The organism is Novosphingobium kaempferiae, assembly GCF_021227995.1.
Taxonomy (GTDB): Bacteria; Pseudomonadota; Alphaproteobacteria; order Sphingomonadales; family Sphingomonadaceae; genus Novosphingobium; species Novosphingobium kaempferiae.
Genome location: NZ_CP089301.1, coordinates 3,594,429 through 3,611,629, shown reverse-complemented (window position 1 = coordinate 3,611,629; position 17,201 = coordinate 3,594,429). Strand labels below are relative to the sequence as shown.

Sequence of the window (17,201 nt, the reverse complement as noted above, 5' to 3'; positions counted from 1 at the left end):
GGCGCGGCATAGCCGTGCGACAACTGGCGGGCATTTGGGACAGGTCTTCCAATAGCCACGGCGCTGCGTACATGACCAGACTGCTCCCTGCCCTTTCCGCGCTCGCCCTGTCCTGCGGCATGTTCTCCGCCGTCGCCGCGATGCCGGTCGCCTCGCCGGAACCCAAAGTGATCGGCGCGGACAAGCCGGTGTTTCTGGGCTCGATGGTGGTGACGGCGACGGCGTTGTAAACGGAGATCGCTATTTCTCGATCATGCCGTGCGAGCCATCACAACGGTTTTCTGCGAAGATAGGGCGCAAGCGCCAGGCCTGCACAGAAGCCTCCAAGATGCGCCTCCCAAGCCAAGCCTCCAGATCGACCGAGAAGAAGCGGTAGCAATCCGAATTGCAGGAATAGCCAAAGGTGCTCCTTGACCTGTTCCACCAGCACTCTGAACATGTCCGATGACCAGATCGGGACCAGATTGTTATCATCCTTCGGTATTCTCACGAGGAAGCCGACAAGGCCGTATATTGCTCCAGATGCCCCCAGCATCGGCACGCTGCTCCACTGATGGATGCACAGGAAAGCGACGGCCCCGAACAATCCACATACCTCGAACAAGATGAGATAACGAAGCCACGCACCCAATCCGCTCCCCAATCGGTGAACTATGGCTCCGCTGACTGCCACCAGAGCCGAACCATTCATCAGGATGTGAATTACCGACCCGTGCGCGAACATATGAAGCTGCAGGGGCGCCCATAGGCCGGCGCTCAGCCTCTTTCGCGAGATGGCCCACTCCAGCATTCCGTCGCTCTTCGTGAACATCCAGACAAAAGGAATTGTCATCGCCACGAGAAGGATCGCGCCGGGAACGTGGTCATGCCAAAAGACCTTGGCATCCTCCTCGTCCTCGGCAGCGGGGGATTGAGCACAAGACTGTGTGGCGGTGGTCATAGGGCCACATGGCATGGGTATTTCGGTGGCGGAACCGAAATGCTCATCACGCACCAGATAGGCACGATTAAAATCCTGTCATTCCGATTTTGGCTGAAACCTCTGCTTTGCCATTCCGGCATTGGCGCATGCGATCAACCTTGAAACGAAAAGGGCGCGCTTCCCATCGGAAAGCGCGCCCTTTTCTGTCCGTCAGCGAGCCGAGGCCCGCAGCGTCACGCCTTGGCGACGACGCTTTCCGGCAAGTCCTGCCCGAAGACGCGCTGGTAGTATTCGGCCACCAGCATTCGCTCGGTCTCGTCGCACTTGTTGAGGAACGAGAGGCGGAAGGCGAAGCCCACGTCGTTGAAGATCGCGGAATTCTGCGCCCAGGTGATGACCGTGCGCGGGCTCATCACGGTGGAGATGTCGCCGTTCATGAAGCCCTGGCGCGAGAAATCCGCGACCTTGACCATGTTGGCGATCACGCCCCGGTCGATGCCCGGAACCTTGGCGGCGACGATGCCGGTCTCGGTCTCGGCGGGCAGGTAGTTGAGCGCCACGACGAGGTTCCAGCGGTCCATCTGGCCCTGGTTGATCTGCTGCGTGCCGTGATAGAGGCCCGACGTATCGCCGAGGCCGACCGTATTGGCGGTCGCGAACAGCCGGAAGTGCCGGTCCGGGCGGATCACGCGGTTCTGGTCCAGCAGGGTCAGCTTGCCCTCGGTTTCGAGGATGCGCTGGATCACGAACATCACGTCCGGGCGGCCCGCGTCGTATTCGTCGAACACCAGCGCGACCGGGTGCTGCAGCGCCCAGGGCAGCAGGCCTTCGCGGAATTCCGTCACCTGCATGCCGTTGCGCAGCACGATGGCGTCGCGGCCGATCAGGTCGATGCGGCTGATGTGCGCGTCGAGGTTGATGCGAATGCACGGCCACTTGAGGCGCGCGGCGACCTGCTCGATGTGCGTCGACTTGCCGGTGCCGTGGTAGCCCTGCACCATGACGCGGCGGTTGTAGGCGAAACCCGCCAGGATCGCGAGCGTGGTGTCCGGATCGAACACGTAAGTCTCGTCAAGGTCGGGCACGCGCTCGTCCGCGATCGAGAAGGCCGGAACCTTCATGTCGATGTCGATCCCGAAGGTCTCGCGCACGTCGAGTTCGATGTCGGGAGCGGCCAGTACGGTGGCGTCGCGATTCTCGGTCTGGATCTTGGAGTCAGTCATTGCGCGCACTCGCGTAAAGGACGGGGCGCTGCATCGCAATAAGCTTTGGGCGACTCAGTGCGCTCAACTCGCGCATTTGGGAGGGAGGCTGAACAGGTCGATGAAGCGCTGGGCCAGCGCCGCGTCGCCCTCGATCCGAAGCCCGGTGCCCTTGACCGGCCACTTGCCATAGAACACCGCGAGGAACGGGAAACCGCCGTCCGCCGCGAAGATCAGGTCCGGCGTACCGTCGTCATCGCGGGCGGGACGAATATCCAGGCCCTCGCCGTCCAGCCGCCCGGAGAACGCCTTGCTCCCCACATCGAAACGCACAGTCAGCGAAAGATCGCCGATACGCTCGGGGTGGATCATCGTCCGCAGCGAGAGCATCAGCGAGACGGGAGTGATCGGCAGCGTCGGGTCGTGCAGCGTCGATCGCACCGCCCAGCGGCCGAGTTCCTGCATCACCGGTTCCAGCGCGAGTCCCCACTCCGTCAGGCGATAGACCTGCACCGATGCGGGCGGCGGCAGCGTGGCGCGGGCGACGATGCCGGTCTGCTCCAGGCTTTCCAGCCGCTCGGTCAGCGTCTTGGCGCTCAGGCCCGGCAGTTCGGCGCGGATCTCGGAGAAACGGCGCGGTCCCAGCATCATCTCGCGTATGATCGGCAGCGCCCAGCGTTCGCCGATCAGTTCCATGGCGAATGCGGCCCCGCAGGCGTCGCCATACCAGCGGCCGTGAAGGCGAGATTTCTCGCCATTCATCGCGGCCTCGGAGCGACTCGTTTCTTTTTGTAACTTCATGGTTGCTTTTAGTTACCACTGTCGGCACGTTCGGGCAAGAGGCGATTCGGCGCGATCCCAAAAGCGCCCTTCTGAAGGAGAGAGCAGATGGCACGCATGATCTTCGTAAACCTTCCCGTTGCCGACCTGGAGCGCGCCAAGGCGTTCTATTCCGCCGTCGGCTTCGTCAACGAACCGCGCTTCACCGACGATACCGCCGCCTGCATGGTGTGGTCGGAAACGATCTTCGTGATGATCCTCACGCATGAGAAGTGGAAGACCTTCACCACCCGCCCGATCCCCGACACCGGATCGAGCGAGGTCATGCTGTGCCTCTCCTGCGAGAACCGCGAGGAAGTGGCCGACATCAACGCGAAGGCAGGCGCGGCGGGCGGCACCGCCGACATCAATCCGCCGCAGGACTATGGCTTCATGATGAGCCACGCCTTCGCCGACCCCGACGGCCACGTCTGGGAAGTCATGTGGATGGACCCGGCGGCAGCCTCCGGCGAGATGGACATGCCCGAGATCGCTTAAGCCAAGCAAACAAGACGGAAGGAGGAGACGATGCCGATCGATCCGAACGCCGAGATAGAAATCACCGCCTTCGAGTGGGTGCCCTCGTTCGCGCAGGGGCAGGTCCGCGACTTGCGCCCGCGCTGGGCCTGCGAGGAGTTCGGCTTGCCCTACAAGGTCCGCCTCATCAGCGCGATCGAGCGGCCGGAATGGTACTACGCCGACCAGCCCTGGGGGCAGGTGCCCTACGTCCGCGACGGCGAGGTGGGCGTCTTCGAAAGCGGCGCGACGCTGATCCACCTTGCGGAAAAGGCGGGTGCCCTGCCCCCGCCGGGCTCGCAGGAGCGTGCGAAAGTGCTGAGCTGGCTGCTGGCCGCTTTCAACTCGGTCGAGCCCTATATGATGGAACTGGCGAACGTCTCCATCTTCTCCCGCAAGGAGGAATGGGCACAGCTCCGCAAGCCCTCGCTGGTGAAAGACCTTGATGCGCGGCTCTCCCGGCTGGAGGCGGCGCTGGAAGGTGACTGGCTGGCGGGAGAATTCTCCATCGCCGACATCGCGATGGCGACCATCCTGCGCGCGCTGCCGAGTTCCGGCGCCGGGACCGAAGTGCTGGCCGCACATCCCAAGCTCGCCGCCTACCTCGACCGCGCAACGACGCGACCGGCGTTCCAGCGGGCACTGGATGCGCAACTCGCACCCTTTGCCGAACATGACCCCAATCAGAACAAGAAGCAGAAGGAAGGAGCCTGACATGACCTACGTAGAAGGTTTCGTGATCGCCGTTCCCAAGGCGAACAAGGACAAGTTCATCGCTCACGCCGAGATGGGCGACGCCGTCTTCATCGAGCACGGCGCCACCCGCATCCTCGAATGCTGGCAGGACGACGTGCCCGAGGGCAAGCAGACCGACTTCTTCCGCGCGGTCGAATGCAAGGAGGACGAAGCGGTGGTCTTCTCGTGGATCGAGTGGCCCGACAAGGAGACCCGCGAAAAGGGCATGGCCGCCGTCATGGACGCCATGAACACCGACCCGCGCATGGACCAGGAGAAGAACCCGATGCCCTTCGACGGCATGCGGATGATCTACGGCGGGTTCCAGCCCGTCGTGATGCTGACCAAGTAGGGAGAGACGCCATGGGCAACCCCACAGGCAGCTTCATCTGGTACGAACTGATGACCAGCGATTCCGACGCCGCATCCGCCTTTTACGGCAGCGTCGTCGGCTGGAAGATCGGCCCCAACGTCATGCCGCAGATGGATGAAACCTCCGGCATGGACTACCGCATGATCGAGCGCATAGACGGCGGCGGCGCGGGCTGCGGCTATACCGGCGGCGTCTTCGCGCTCGATGCCGGGATGATCGACCAGGGCGCGTCGCCGGGGTGGATGGGCTACATCTACGTACCCGACGTCGACGCCAAGCTGGCCGAGATCGTCGCCGATGGTGGCGCGGTCCATGTCCCCGCCACCACGATGGCGGGCGTCGGGCGCTTCGCCATGATGACCGATCCGCTGGGCGGGATGTTCTACATCATGACGCCCGAACCGCCCGCCGACGATCCCGACGCGACGAGCGACGTCTTCAGCGTCGACATGCCGCAGACGGTGCGCTGGAACGAACTCGTCACCCCTGACGACGATGCCGCCGTGGCCTTCTACACGAAGCACTTCGGCTGGACGCAGGAAGGCGCGATGCCGATGGGTCCGCTCGGCGACTATCGGTTCCTCCAGTTGGAGGACGTGCAGATCGGCGCGGTGATGAGGAAGGCCGACATGATGCCGGTGCCGGGCTGGACCTACTACATCGGCGTCGACGACATCGACCGCGCGCTGGCGGCGGTGAAGGACGGCGGCGGCAAGCCGATGGGCGATCCGCAGGAGATCCCCACCGGCGAGTACACCGTCCACGCCTTCGACCCGCAGGGGGCGTACTTCGGCCTCGTCGGACCGCGCAAGTAAGCGGCATGCGACGGACGACAGGCGGCGATTGACGCCGCCTGATCGTTCCACCAATGTTCCCCTGCTGCAATGGAGGAATCGCGATGGCCGACTACACCTTCTTCACCAACCCGATGTCGCGCGGACAGATCGCCCGCTGGGCACTGCACGAGGCTGGCGCGGACTACGAACAGGTTCTCGTCGATTGGAAGGACAAGCCCGCCGAGTTCCTCGAAGCGAACCCGATGGGCAAGGTGCCGACCATCGTCCACCACGCCGACGACCGCGACCGGGTGGTGACGGAAGCCGCCGCGATCTGCCTTTACCTCGCCGAAATGCACCCCGAGGCGAAGCTGCTCCCCAACGACGGGGAAATGGCCGAGTATTACCGCTGGACCTTCTTCGCATCCGGCCCGATCGAGCAGTCGATCACCTCGCGCGCGCTGAAGTTCGAGCCCAAGCCCGAACAGGAAATGATGGCCGGCTGGGGCAGCTTCGACCGCGCCATCAGCACCATCGAGGAAAAGCTGGCCGAGGACGACTGGATCTGCGGCGAACGCTTCACGATGGCGGACGTCTATGTCGGCAGCCAGATCGACTGGGGCATGACCTTCGGCATCATCCCGCCCCTTCCCCCGCTCGTCGCCTATGCCGAGCGTTGCCAGGCCCGGCCCGCCTACAAGGCCGCCAAGGCCATCGACGGCAAGCTGATAGAGGAGATGAAGAAATGACCGCAAGTTCCTCTGCTGCAAACAAGAGCCGTGTCTGCCTGTGGTATGATGGCGACGCGGAGGAGGCGGCGAACTTCTACGCTTCCGTCTTCCCGGACACGCACATCGATTCCGTCCAGCGCGCGCCTGCGGACTATCCCGACGGCCAGGCGGGCAACGTCCTCGTAGTCGAGTTCACGGTGATGGGCATCGGCTGCATCGGCCTCAACGGCGGACCGCAGTTCCCGCATTCGGAGGCGTTCTCCTTCCAGGTCGCCACCGACACGCAGGAAGAGACCGACCGCTACTGGAACGCCATTGTCGGCAATGGCGGAGCGGAAAGCGCCTGCGGCTGGTGCAAGGACAGGTGGGGCCTCAACTGGCAGATCACTCCGCGTGCTCTCACCGATGCGATGGCGAACCCCGACCGCGCCGCCGCCAAGCGCGCGATGGAGGCGATGATGACCATGCACAAGATCGACATCGCGACGATCGAAGCGGCAGTTGCAGGCTGATGCTCGCACTCTACGGCCACCCGTTCTCGTCCTACACCTGGAAGGCGCAGATCGCGCTGCTCGGCTCCGGGCTTGAGCATGAATTCCGCATCATCGACGGCGATCATCCGGACCATGTGAAGGTGATCCAGCTCGCCGGGCCGCAGGGCAAGTTTCCGGTCCTGCAGGACGGCCACAACCTGATCTTCGAGGCGACCTCGATTATCGAGTACATCCAGCAGCACCATGTCGAGCCCGATGTGCTGTTGCCCTCCGATCCCGATGCGGCGATCGGCGTCAGGATGCTCGACCGCGTGTTCGACAACTACGTCATGAACAACATGCAGGAGGTCGTGAACGAATACCTGCGCGACGCCCAGAACCCCGACATGGCCCGCGTCACCGAGGCGCGCGAGCGGCTCGAACGCAGCTATGCCTGGCTGGAGGGATGGCTCGAATACTACCCGGCGCAGGGACAGGTGACGCTGATCGAATGCGCCGCCGCGCCCTCGCTGTTCTACGCGGACTGGGTCCATCCCATCGGCGAGAGCTTCCCGCGCCTGAAGGAATGGCGCGCGCACCTGCTGGCCCTGCCGCCCGTCGCTGCCTGCGTCGAGGCCGCCCGTCCCTACCGCGCCGGTTTCCCGCTGGGCGCGCCCGACAGAGATTAAGGAGAGAACGATGTCCAACGAACTGTCCGTCACCCGCTACATCGCCGCGCCGGTCGAAAAGGTCTGGGACGTCATGGCCAACCGCCAGAACGAGTGGTGGTGCCCCACCCCCTGGCGTGCCGAAGTGGACGAGCAGGACAAGCGTGCCGGCGGCGTCTGCAAGATGACGATGTACGGCCCGGACGGCGAAGTCATGCCGCAGAACGGTATCTTCCTTGCCTACGACGAGGGCCGCCGCTTCATCTCCACCGATGCCGTGGTGGACGATTTCCAGCCCGCCGGGCCGTTCATGATCGGCATCTGGGAAGTCGCCCCCGAAGGCGAAGGCACCCGCTACACCGCCACCGCACGCCACTGGAGCGAAGAAACCTGCAAGCAGCACGAGGAAATGGGCTTCGTCGGCGGCTGGAGCGCCTGCGCGGACCAGCTTGCGGCGATCTGCGAGGGTGAGGGCTGAAGTGCCTGACCCTTCGACAAGCTCAGGGTGAGCGGGGTTGGGGTAACACCCTCTAAAACCCGCTCAGGCTGAGCTTGTCGAAGCCCCGTCGGCAGGGCGCGTTTCCGCCAGCGCTGCCGCCTTGCGAAGCGTCTGGTATGCTTCGACCACGCCCTGCAGCCGCGCGGCGTGGCTGTGGTCGCCGCCGTTGTGGTCGGGGTGATACTGCCGCAGCAGCCGCGTGTAGCGCAGGCGCACGGTCTTGCGGTCGGCATCGCCGTCGAGCCCCAGTGCCTCCAGCGCGCGCCGCTCGTCCGGGGTGAAGCGCGCGTTCTGCGGCTTCATGTCGGCCTGACGCCGCTTCACATGGGCCCGTGCCCGCGCCTGGATGGCCTCCAGCGGATCGGCGAAGTTCGCCCAGTTCGGCGCGCCGTCCACGCCCGCATCGGGGCGGAAGGCGCGGGTCTGGGTCTCCCAGCCGTGGAGCGGCGACTGGGCGCGCATGATCTCCTCGGCTTCCATGCCCTCGAAGTAGTCGTAGCCCGAATTGAACTGCCGCACGTGGTCGAGGCAGAACCAGCGGTAGTCGCCCGGCCCGTCGAAACCCGATGGCCGACCACCCGGCGCGCGGAACTCGCCTGCCTCTGCACACCCCGGCCAGGTGCATTCCCGACCGGTGGATTCGAACCTTCCATGAAATCTATGCTGTCTCACCGGGTTCCAGATGGGGCATGGATCGCCTAAATGGAACCCCATGTCCGGACCACTCGAACAGGAAATGCGGCAGCTGCTGACCGCCGCCTTCGCCCCCACGTCGCTCGACGTAGTCAACGATTCCGCCACGCACCGCGGCCACACCGGCGATGACGGCAGCGGCGAATCGCATTTCACCATCGTGATCGAGAGCCCGCAGTTCACCGGCGTCTCGCGCCTCCAGCGGCAACGGCTGGTCAATGCGGCGCTCGGCGACATTCCGGGCAACCGCGTTCATGCCGTGGCGATCAAGGCGAGCGCTCCGGGAGAATAAGACCCTACGCTCAGTTCGTCATTGCAAGCGTAGCGAAGCAATCCAGCGGTTTACGCCATGCCGGATTGCTTCGTCGGCTTCGCCTCCTCGCAATGACGAGGCATTGACGAGACGGATTCATCCCCGGTTGCCCTTTGCCGCCCGCGCGACTAATGCGCGCAACCATGCCGACACCTCTGACCTTCGCCGTGCCCAAGGGCCGAATCCTCGACGAGGCGCTGCCGTTGATGGCGCGCGCAGGCGTGATTCCCGAGGCGGAGTTCCATGACAAGAAGTCGCGCGCCCTCTCCTTCGCCTGCGAAGGCAGCGACACGCGCCTGATCCGCGTGCGCGCCTTCGACGTGGCGACGTTCGTCGCGCATGGTGCCGCGCAGGTCGGCATCGTCGGCTCGGACGTGGTGGAGGAGTTCGCCTATTCCGACCTCTACGCGCCGGTCGACCTCAACATCGGACACTGCCGCCTCTCGGTGGCTGAGCTTGTCGGAGAGACCGGCGGCCCGGTGCCCTCGCACCTGCGGATCGCCAGCAAGTATCCCAACCTGACCCGCCGCCACTTCGAGAAGCTGGGCGTGCAGGCGGAAGTGGTGAAGCTGAACGGCGCGATGGAACTGGCCCCCTCGCTCGGCCTGTCGAGCCGGATCGTCGATCTCGTCTCCACCGGCCGCACGCTCAAGGAGAACGGCCTCGTCGAGACGAGCCGCATCCTCGACATCTCCGCCCGCCTGATCGTCAACCGCGCCGCGCTCAAGACCGACGAGCGCGTGGGCGCGCTGGTCGAGGCGTTCCGCGCGCTGGTCGCCGAAGCGAAGGCGGCCTGATGCTGCGCCTTTCGAGTAGCGACTCCGGCTTTGCCGAGGCTTTCGCCCGCGTCGTCGCCGACCGGCGCGAGAGCGCGGTGGACGTCGCCGCCGACGTCGCCGCGATCCTCAAGGACGTGCGCCAGCGGGGCGATGCGGCACTGGCCGAACTCACCGCGAAGTTCGACGGCCACGATCTCGACCAGACCGGCTGGAACGTCGATGCCGCGACCTGCAAGGCCGCCTTCGACGCACTCGATTCCGATCTGCGCGCGGCGCTCGAACTCGCGGCGGAGCGCATCCGCGCCTATCACGCCGCGCAGTTGCCCGAAAACCGCGACTACACCGACGCCGCCGGGGTCCGCCTCGGCGCGACGTGGAACGCGGTGGACGCGGCGGGCCTCTACGTTCCCGGTGGCCGCGCGGCCTATCCATCTTCGCTGCTGATGAACGCCATTCCCGCCAAGGTCGCGGGCGTGGAGCGTCTCGTCGTCGTCACCCCGACGCCGAAGGGCGAAGTCAATCCGCTCGTTCTCGCCGCCGCGCACCTTGCTGGCGTTGACGAGGTCTGGCGCGTGGGCGGCGCCCATGCCGTCGGCGCCCTCGCCTACGGCACCGACCGCATCGCGCCCGTCGATGTCGTCACCGGCCCCGGCAATGCCTGGGTGGCCGAGGCCAAGCGCCAGCTCTACGGCGTCGTCGGCATCGACATGGTTGCAGGCCCGAGCGAAATTCTGGTGATCGCCGACGCGAAGAACGCGCCGCACCGGATCGCCGCCGACTTGCTGAGCCAGGCCGAGCACGATCCGACATCGCAGTCGATCCTCATCACCGACGATGCGGCCTATGCCGACGCGGTGGCCGAGGCGGTGGAACTCGAACTCTCGGCGCTCGCGACCGAAAAGACCGCCCGCGAAAGCTGGACGGTCAACGGCGTCATCATCGACGTTTCCAGCTTCGACGAGGCACCCGCGCTCGCCAATGCGCTGGCCGCCGAGCACGTAGAGATCGCCACCGACGATCCCGAAAGCCTGATGCGCCGCATCCGCCACGCCGGATCGGTGTTCCTCGGCCGCATGACCCCCGAAGCTGTCGGCGATTACGTCGCCGGACCGAACCACGTCCTGCCCACCGGGCGGCGCGCGCGGTTCTCCTCGGGCCTGTCGGTCCTCGATTTCATGAAGCGCACCAGCTTCATCCAGCTCGATACCGCGGCGCTGGAGGCCATCGGCCCCGCCGCCGTCGCCCTTGCCGAAGCGGAAGGGCTTCCCGCGCATGCGCGCTCCATTTCCGTAAGGCTAGAATCATGAGCAATTCCAAGCAGAAGCGGGCAGCCGCCCGTCTCGCCGCCGTCCAGGCATTGTACCAGTTCGAGATGGAAGCCACGCCGATGGCCAGCCTGCTCGACGAATTCCACCGCCACCGCATCGGCATGGAGATCGACGAGGCGCAGTTCGCGCAGGCCGAAGTCGCGTTCTTCGACGACGTCGTGAAGGGCACCATCGCCCGCCGCGACGAGATCGACGAACTGCTGGCCTCCAAGCTGACCGAGGGCTGGTCGCTCGCCCGTCTGGACAAGACCATGCTCCAGATCCTGCGCGCGGGCGCCTACGAACTGCTCGCCCGCCCGGACATCCCGACCGGCGCGGCGATCAGCGAATACCTCGACGTGTGCCACGCTTTCTTCGACGCGCGCGAAGCCAAGTTCGCCAACGGCGTGCTGGATTCGGTAGCCAAGGCCGTCCGCTGACAACGAATTAACTCCCCCTTCCCCCTTGATGGGGGAAGGATAGCGAAGCTTGGCCCGAAAGGGCCTAGCGCAGCTTGGATGGGGGTGAGAGGCAGGCGCTTAGCCTCGTCACCCCCACCCAACTTCGGCTAGGCAGCAAACTGCCAAGCCTTCGTATCCCTCCCCCATCAAGGGGGAGGAGGGGGTTTGATGAAACGCGCTCTGCCACCGCTCGCCGTCAAACGGGCGCGCGAACTGCGGCTCAACGCCACCGATGCCGAACGTGCCATGTGGCGTTTGCTCCGCCGGCACTTCCCGCGGGCCCACTTTCGGCGGCAAGTGCCGCTCCTCCACTACATCGCCGATTTCGCCAGCCATTCGCTGAAGATCGTCATCGAAATCGACGGCGGCCAGCATTCGCCTGAAACCGACGCGGCCCGCACACACGCCATCGAGAGCCAAGGCTACCGCGTCATCCGCTTCTGGAACACCGACCTGCTGTCCAATCCCGAAGGTTGCATGATCGCGCTCGACGCGGCACTTGCTCCGGCGTCATGACCACCGAGCACGCCTTCATCCACGCCCTGCGCGCCATCGCCACCGATCCGGCAGCGCGGCGACTGGCGGACGACGCCGCCGTGCTCCAGATCGGCGGCGAGGCGCTGGTGCTGACGCTCGACACGGTGGTGGAGGGTGTCCACTACCTCCCCGACGATCCGCCGGGCGACGTGGCGTGGAAGCTGGTGGCGGTGAACGTATCCGATCTCTCGGCCAAGGGCGCGACGCCGATGGGCTGCCTTTATTCCCACGCCTTGGGCGACGAAGCGTGGGACACCGCTTTCCTTGCCGGGCTGGACGAAGCCTGCCGCCACTTCGCCATCCCCCTGCTCGGCGGCGACACCGTGCGGATGCCCAAAGGCGCGCCGCGCAGTTTCTCGCTGACAGCACTGGGCAAAGGGCAGGCGCATTGCCCCGTACCGTCGCGCACTGCGGCGAAGCCGGGCGACCGCGTATGGGTGAGCGGCACCATCGGCGATGCCGGACTAGGGCTGAAGATCGCGCTAGGCGAACTCGACGGACCGAAGGCGGCACGGGCCACTCTGGTCGCACGCTACCGCCGCCCGACCCCCGAACCGCGCCTCGGCGTGGCGCTGGCGCCGCTGGTAAACGCCATGATGGACGTCTCGGACGGTCTGCTGGTCGACAGTGCCCGGTTGGGCACCGCCAGTGACGTCTCGGTGCATCTCAGTACCGCCTCTGTGCCGCTCTCCCCGGCGCTGAAAGCGGTCTGCGGAGAGACTCTGGAAGTATTGATGGCGGCGATGACGGCGGGCGACGACTACGAGCTGCTGTTCACCGCACCGCCCGAAAACACCGCGCAAATCCGCGAGATAGCGAGTGCGTTGGGCTGTCAGGTGACAGCCATCGGCACCGTGGCAACCGGCTCCGGCCTCTCCCTGACGCACGAAGGACAGCCCCTCCCATTGCCGGAACGCCTCGGTTATCAGCACTGAAACCGAACAGGCTCCAAAACCGCTCAGTTTGCCGCCAGTTACCGGCTTGCCACTCCCCCGGCTTGTCTATAGCCCTAGTGACCTCGAACGGGAAAACCCGTCGTAACAACATAATGGGAAGGGGACGTATTCGTGAATCTCATCACGATCGCAATTGTCCTGGGACTTCTGGCCATAGTCTATGGCTTCATCACCAGTCGCCAGGTGCTGAGTGCTCCCGCAGGCTCCGAAAAGATGCAGGAGATCGCCGCCGCCATTCAGGAAGGGGCTCAGGCCTACCTGAAACGACAGTATTCCACCATAGCCATCGTCGGCGTCATCGTCGCCATCATACTTGCCGTTACTCTGGGTACGATCTCGGCAACCGGCTTCGTGATTGGCGCGATACTGTCCGGAGTTGCCGGATTCATCGGGATGAACATCTCGGTCCGCTCCAACGTCCGCACCGCCGCCGCCGCGCAGAAGGGCCTGCAGGACGGCCTGACACTGGCCTTCCGCGCCGGCGCTATCACCGGAATGCTGGTGGCGGGACTGGCCTTGCTCGCGATCGCGGTGTTCTACTGGTATCTCACCGGACCCGCCGGACACACCGTCGGCGGTGAGGATCGCACTGTGGTAGAGGCGCTGACCGCCCTCGCCTTCGGCGCCTCGCTGATCTCGATCTTCGCCCGTCTCGGCGGCGGAATCTTCACGAAAGCCGCGGATGTCGGCGCCGATCTCGTTGGCAAGGTGGAGGCCGGAATCCCCGAGGACGACCCCCGCAACCCTGCCGTCATCGCCGACAACGTGGGCGACAACGTGGGCGACTGCGCCGGAATGGCCGCCGACCTGTTCGAGACTTACGTCGTCACCGTGGGCGCGACGATGGTGCTGACCGCGCTGCTGCTCAAGGGCGCGGACAACCTGAGCGCGATGATGGCCCTGCCCCTTCTGATCGGCGGCGTGTGCATCGTCACTTCGATCATCGGCACCTATTTCGTGCGCCTCGGCGGCGGAAAGAACATCATGGGAGCCATGTACAAGGGCTTCCTGGTAACGGCAGTACTGTCGATCCCGGCGATCTGGTGGGCCATTTCCCACGCGCTCGGCGACATGGAAACGGCCATTGCCGGAGGCGACTTCAACGGCCGCACACTGTTCTACTGCGCCCTCGTCGGCCTCGCGATCACCGGGCTCATCATCTGGATCACCGAGTACTATACTGGTACCAACTATCGTCCGGTCCGCTCGATCGCCAAGGCGTCGGTGACCGGCCACGGGACCAACGTAATCCAGGGCCTTGCAATCAGCCTTGAGGCCACTGCGCTGCCGACCATCGTGATCGTTGCGGGCATCATTATCGCCTACCAACTGGCTGGACTGCTGGGCATCGCATATGCAGCCACCGCAATGCTGGCGCTGGCGGGCATGGTCGTGGCGCTCGACGCCTATGGCCCCGTCACCGACAATGCGGGTGGCATTGCCGAGATGGCGGGCCTCGACGATGCGGTGCGTGAGAAGACGGACGCGCTCGATGCGGTGGGCAACACCACCAAGGCCGTCACCAAGGGTTACGCCATCGGCTCGGCGGGCCTCGCGGCGCTGGTGCTCTTCGCCGCCTACACCACCGATCTACGCGAGTTCTTCCCGAACCTGAAGGTCGATTTCAGTCTGGAGAACCCCTACGTCATCGTCGGCCTGCTGCTGGGAGCGCTGCTCCCTTACCTGTTCGGCGCGATGGGCATGACGGCGGTGGGGCGTGCGGCGGGCGACGTGGTGGTCGACGTGCGTGAACAGTTCCGCGAAAAGCCGGGCATCATGACCTATGCCGAGAAGCCCGACTATGCGCGCACGGTCGACCTCGTCACCAAGGCGGCGATCAAGGAGATGATAATCCCCTCGCTGCTGCCGGTGCTGGCGCCGATCGCAGTCTACTGCGTGATCGGCTGGGTCGCCGGACCACAGAACGGCTTCGCGGCTCTCGGCGCGCTGCTGCTCGGCGTGATCGTCGGCGGGCTGTTCGTGGCCCTTTCGATGACCTCGGGCGGTGGCGCGTGGGATAACGCCAAGAAGTACATCGAGGACGGCAACCATGGTGGAAAGGGTTCCGACGCCCACAAGGCGGCCGTCACCGGCGATACCGTAGGCGATCCCTACAAGGATACCGCAGGACCGGCCGTCAACCCGATGATAAAGATCACCAACATCGTCGCCCTGCTGCTGCTCGCGGCAATGGCGGCCGGATGAAACAACGGCGCCCTTCTCCTTCGCGGGAAGGGCGTTCCCGTTAGCGTTTCCTTGATTTCTGGGCGCTAATCTCGGCCAAGAAAGCGAAACGTCCCGGCAATCGGGGTGTCAAGCAAGTGGCGGGATCGCATCAAGTGGCAAGCGAGGCGCACCGTGAATACGGCTCCTCGGCGCTCGACGCCGAGGCTTCACCGTCGCGCGCGCCGATCGGTCGTCTGACATGCGTTCCGTGGCGGTCGCTTGAAGCTGAAGTCGCGGACTGGGACGGGCTCGCCGCCCGCGCAAGCGAGCCCAATCCCTTCTTCGAGAGCTGGTACCTCCTGCCTTCGTTGCGGCACCTTCCGGGCACCGATCGCCTTATGGTTCTGCGCTACGAGCAGGGCGGCAAACTCGCGGGACTGCTCCCGATCGAGCGAGCATCGCGCTATTACCGCTGGCCGGTTCCGCAAATGTCGAACTGGCTGCACTCCAACTGCTTCTGCGGCGTGCCGCTGGTGGCACGGGGTACGGAAGTTCCGTTCTGGCAGGCGGTCCTGCGCTGGGCCGACGATAGTCCCGGCGCGGCACTCTTCATGCATTTGCGTGGAATCGTGCTCGGCGGCCCTCTTCACACAGCGCTGGAGGCAGTCGCCTCGAACGAAGGTCGGCAGATCGAGATCGTCCATCGGGAGTCACGCGCTATGCTGGCTTCCAAGCTTTCGCCCGAGGCCTATCTGGAAGCCTCACTGACCGGCAAGAAGCGCAAGGAACTGCGGCGGCAGGCCAATCGGCTGGCGGAAGAGGGCAGCGTCGTCTTCGAACGGCGTACCGATGCCGAAGGCGTGGCGCGTTGGTGTGAGAGCTTCCTAGCACTGGAATCTGGAGGGTGGAAAGGCAAGGCAGGCTCTGCCCTTGCTTCGGCTAACGGCACCGCAAGGCTGTTCCATGATGCGCTTAACGGCGCGGCTGCGCGCGGGCGGCTCGAACGCCTGACCCTGAAGCTGGACGGCAGGCCCATCGCCATGCTGGCGACATTCCTGACGCCGCCGGGTGCCTATTCGTTCAAGACCGCATTCGATGAGACCTATTCGCGCTTCTCGCCCGGCGTTCTGCTCCAGATCGAGAACCTGCGCATTCTGGAACGCGCGGGGATCGCGTGGAGCGACAGTTGCGCCAGCGCCGATCACCCGATGATCGACCATCTCTGGCGTGAGCGTCGCGGAATTGGCCGACTCTCCATAGCCATCGGCGGCCGCCTGCGTCGCGCCGCCTTCCGCCAGTTCGTTCGCGCCGAAACCGCGCGCCATCCCGCCGGAACCCTGCCATGAACGCGCATACCCACCTTGATCCAGGCACCGTCTTCCCGGAAAACGCGCGCACGGACTTCGCTGCGAACTACCCCGAAATTCCGCACAAGCTCACGCATGTACTCGGCGCGCATCCGTTGATGGAACTGGAAGCGCTCGCCCGGCTGGCCGAAGCTCTGCCGCCTGCCTCCATCGAGTACAACGCCAGCGACCAGCCCATCGGTGTCGAGGGTAAGCCAACTGCCACCGGCATTCCGATCGGCGAAACCATCCGTCATATCGAGACGACGAAGTCTTGGGCCGTGCTCAAGAATGTCGAGCAGGATCCAGCTTATGCCGCCCTGCTGGCCGGTCTGCTCGACGAAATCCGCCCTGCCATCGAGGCAAAAACTGGCGCCATGCTCAAGACGCAAGCATTCGTCTTCATCACCAGCGCGGGCGGGGTCACGCCATACCATTTCGATCCCGAGCACAACATCCTCATGCAGGTGCGCGGATCGAAGATCATGACGCAGTTTCCGGCCGGAAACGCGGCCTATGCGCCCGACGAGGTGCACGAAACCTATCACACCGGAGGCGGTCGCGAACTGCGCTGGCGCGAAGAGTTGCTGGAAGGCGGCCGCGAGTTCGCGCTGGGGCCGGGCGAAGCACTCTACGTTCCCGTCATGGCACCGCATTTCGTGCGCAACGGGCCTGAGCCGTCCGTCTCGCTTTCGATCACCTGGCGCTCGGAGTGGAGTTTCGCGGAAGCGGACGCGCGGGCCTTCAATGGCCTTTTGCGACGGATCGGCATGAAGCCGGGTGCTCCCGGGCGATGGCCGCAAACCAACCGGGCCAAGGCGCTGGCATGGAGAGTCGCGCGCAAGCTGGGCCTCTGACTCAGGTCCACATTTAATCGCCGCTTACGATCACAGTGCTGACCATCGCCAGTTTCCAGTTGCAATCCATTC

General features: G+C 65.0%; 22 protein-coding genes. 18 read left to right on the top strand and 4 right to left on the bottom strand.

Annotated features, from left to right (window positions below; translation table 11 throughout):
* The first annotated feature begins 71 nt into the window (after nucleotides 1-71).
* Nucleotides 72-230: a hypothetical protein gene (locus tag LO787_RS16470; RefSeq protein WP_232492079.1), complete on the top strand. Its 159-nt coding sequence runs from the start codon at nucleotides 72-74 to the stop codon at nucleotides 228-230.
* A gap of 38 nt (nucleotides 231-268) precedes the next feature.
* Here the strand turns inward: LO787_RS16470 and LO787_RS16465 are convergent, their stop codons facing one another.
* From LO787_RS16465 to LO787_RS16455, 3 genes are all read right to left on the bottom strand, one after another.
* Nucleotides 269-940, bottom strand: coding sequence for a rhomboid family intramembrane serine protease (locus tag LO787_RS16465; RefSeq protein ID WP_232492078.1), 672 nt, complete (start codon nucleotides 938-940; stop codon nucleotides 269-271).
* A gap of 215 nt (nucleotides 941-1,155) precedes the next feature.
* On the bottom strand, nucleotides 1,156-2,145 hold the full coding sequence (gene cobS / locus LO787_RS16460; RefSeq protein ID WP_232492077.1) for a cobaltochelatase subunit CobS: 990 nt from the start codon (nucleotides 2,143-2,145) through the stop codon (nucleotides 1,156-1,158).
* Between the two features lie 63 nt (nucleotides 2,146-2,208).
* Nucleotides 2,209-2,925: a winged helix-turn-helix transcriptional regulator gene (locus LO787_RS16455; RefSeq protein ID WP_232492076.1), complete on the bottom strand. Its 717-nt coding sequence runs from the start codon at nucleotides 2,923-2,925 to the stop codon at nucleotides 2,209-2,211.
* 87 nt (nucleotides 2,926-3,012) lie between these two features.
* Between LO787_RS16455 and LO787_RS16450 the strand changes: the two genes are divergently transcribed.
* From LO787_RS16450 to LO787_RS16415, 8 genes are all read left to right on the top strand, one after another.
* Nucleotides 3,013-3,441 (top strand): VOC family protein, encoded by a 429-nt coding sequence (locus LO787_RS16450; RefSeq protein WP_232492075.1) that lies wholly within the window; start codon nucleotides 3,013-3,015, stop codon nucleotides 3,439-3,441.
* Nucleotides 3,442-3,471: 30 nt separating this feature from the next.
* The gene (locus LO787_RS16445) at nucleotides 3,472-4,173 is read left to right on the top strand and encodes a glutathione S-transferase family protein (protein WP_232492074.1); all 702 of its coding nucleotides are present in this window, start codon (nucleotides 3,472-3,474) and stop codon (nucleotides 4,171-4,173) included.
* Nucleotide 4,174: 1 nt separating this feature from the next.
* Nucleotides 4,175-4,546 carry a DUF1428 domain-containing protein gene (locus LO787_RS16440; RefSeq protein WP_232492073.1) on the top strand — a complete coding sequence of 124 codons (372 nt, stop codon included), beginning with the start codon at nucleotides 4,175-4,177 and terminating at the stop codon, nucleotides 4,544-4,546.
* Between the two features lie 11 nt (nucleotides 4,547-4,557).
* Complete coding sequence (locus tag LO787_RS16435; RefSeq protein WP_232492072.1) at nucleotides 4,558-5,382, top strand: VOC family protein; 825 nt, start codon at nucleotides 4,558-4,560, stop codon at nucleotides 5,380-5,382.
* Nucleotides 5,383-5,465: 83 nt separating this feature from the next.
* Entirely contained in the window at nucleotides 5,466-6,092 is a 627-nt protein-coding gene (locus LO787_RS16430; protein ID WP_232492071.1) for a glutathione S-transferase family protein, read from the top strand.
* Nucleotides 6,089-6,586, top strand: a complete 498-nt coding sequence (locus LO787_RS16425; protein WP_232492070.1) for a VOC family protein — start codon at nucleotides 6,089-6,091, stop codon at nucleotides 6,584-6,586. The genes LO787_RS16430 and LO787_RS16425 overlap by 4 nt, the downstream gene beginning before the upstream one ends.
* Complete coding sequence (locus LO787_RS16420) at nucleotides 6,583-7,236, top strand: glutathione S-transferase family protein (protein ID WP_232496348.1); 654 nt, start codon at nucleotides 6,583-6,585, stop codon at nucleotides 7,234-7,236. The genes LO787_RS16425 and LO787_RS16420 overlap by 4 nt, the downstream gene beginning before the upstream one ends.
* A gap of 10 nt (nucleotides 7,237-7,246) precedes the next feature.
* A complete protein-coding gene (locus LO787_RS16415; RefSeq protein WP_232492069.1) occupies nucleotides 7,247-7,693 on the top strand; it encodes an SRPBCC domain-containing protein in 447 nt (148 codons plus the stop codon).
* 63 nt (nucleotides 7,694-7,756) lie between these two features.
* Here LO787_RS16415 and LO787_RS16410 read toward each other — a convergent pair whose 3' ends face one another.
* Complete coding sequence (locus tag LO787_RS16410) at nucleotides 7,757-8,386, bottom strand: J domain-containing protein (RefSeq protein WP_232492068.1); 630 nt, start codon at nucleotides 8,384-8,386, stop codon at nucleotides 7,757-7,759.
* Nucleotides 8,387-8,426: 40 nt separating this feature from the next.
* On the opposite strand from LO787_RS16410, the gene LO787_RS16405 reads away from it, so the two are divergent.
* The 9 genes from LO787_RS16405 to LO787_RS16365 all read left to right on the top strand — a co-directional run bounded on the left by LO787_RS16405 (nucleotide 8,427) and on the right by LO787_RS16365 (nucleotide 17,129).
* A complete protein-coding gene (locus tag LO787_RS16405; protein WP_232492067.1) occupies nucleotides 8,427-8,699 on the top strand; it encodes a BolA family protein in 273 nt (90 codons plus the stop codon).
* A gap of 164 nt (nucleotides 8,700-8,863) precedes the next feature.
* Complete coding sequence (hisG, locus tag LO787_RS16400) at nucleotides 8,864-9,517, top strand: ATP phosphoribosyltransferase (protein WP_232492066.1); 654 nt, start codon at nucleotides 8,864-8,866, stop codon at nucleotides 9,515-9,517.
* Nucleotides 9,517-10,806, top strand: a complete 1,290-nt coding sequence (gene hisD, locus LO787_RS16395; protein WP_232492065.1) for a histidinol dehydrogenase — start codon at nucleotides 9,517-9,519, stop codon at nucleotides 10,804-10,806. The genes hisG and hisD overlap by 1 nt, the downstream gene beginning before the upstream one ends.
* Entirely contained in the window at nucleotides 10,803-11,246 is a 444-nt protein-coding gene (nusB, locus tag LO787_RS16390; protein WP_232492064.1) for a transcription antitermination factor NusB, read from the top strand. Before hisD ends, nusB begins: the two co-directional genes overlap by 4 nt.
* A 189-nt stretch (nucleotides 11,247-11,435) precedes the next feature.
* Nucleotides 11,436-11,783 carry an endonuclease domain-containing protein gene (locus tag LO787_RS16385; RefSeq protein WP_232492063.1) on the top strand — a complete coding sequence of 116 codons (348 nt, stop codon included), beginning with the start codon at nucleotides 11,436-11,438 and terminating at the stop codon, nucleotides 11,781-11,783.
* The gene (gene thiL, locus LO787_RS16380; protein ID WP_232492062.1) at nucleotides 11,780-12,739 is read left to right on the top strand and encodes a thiamine-phosphate kinase; all 960 of its coding nucleotides are present in this window, start codon (nucleotides 11,780-11,782) and stop codon (nucleotides 12,737-12,739) included. Before LO787_RS16385 ends, thiL begins: the two co-directional genes overlap by 4 nt.
* 132 nt (nucleotides 12,740-12,871) lie before the next feature.
* Nucleotides 12,872-14,965 carry a sodium-translocating pyrophosphatase gene (locus LO787_RS16375; protein ID WP_232492061.1) on the top strand — a complete coding sequence of 698 codons (2,094 nt, stop codon included), beginning with the start codon at nucleotides 12,872-12,874 and terminating at the stop codon, nucleotides 14,963-14,965.
* A gap of 134 nt (nucleotides 14,966-15,099) precedes the next feature.
* A complete protein-coding gene (locus LO787_RS16370) occupies nucleotides 15,100-16,272 on the top strand; it encodes a GNAT family N-acetyltransferase (RefSeq protein WP_232492060.1) in 1,173 nt (390 codons plus the stop codon).
* Entirely contained in the window at nucleotides 16,269-17,129 is an 861-nt protein-coding gene (locus LO787_RS16365; protein ID WP_232492059.1) for a cupin-like domain-containing protein, read from the top strand. Before LO787_RS16370 ends, LO787_RS16365 begins: the two co-directional genes overlap by 4 nt.
* The last annotated feature ends 72 nt before the right edge of the window (nucleotides 17,130-17,201 follow it).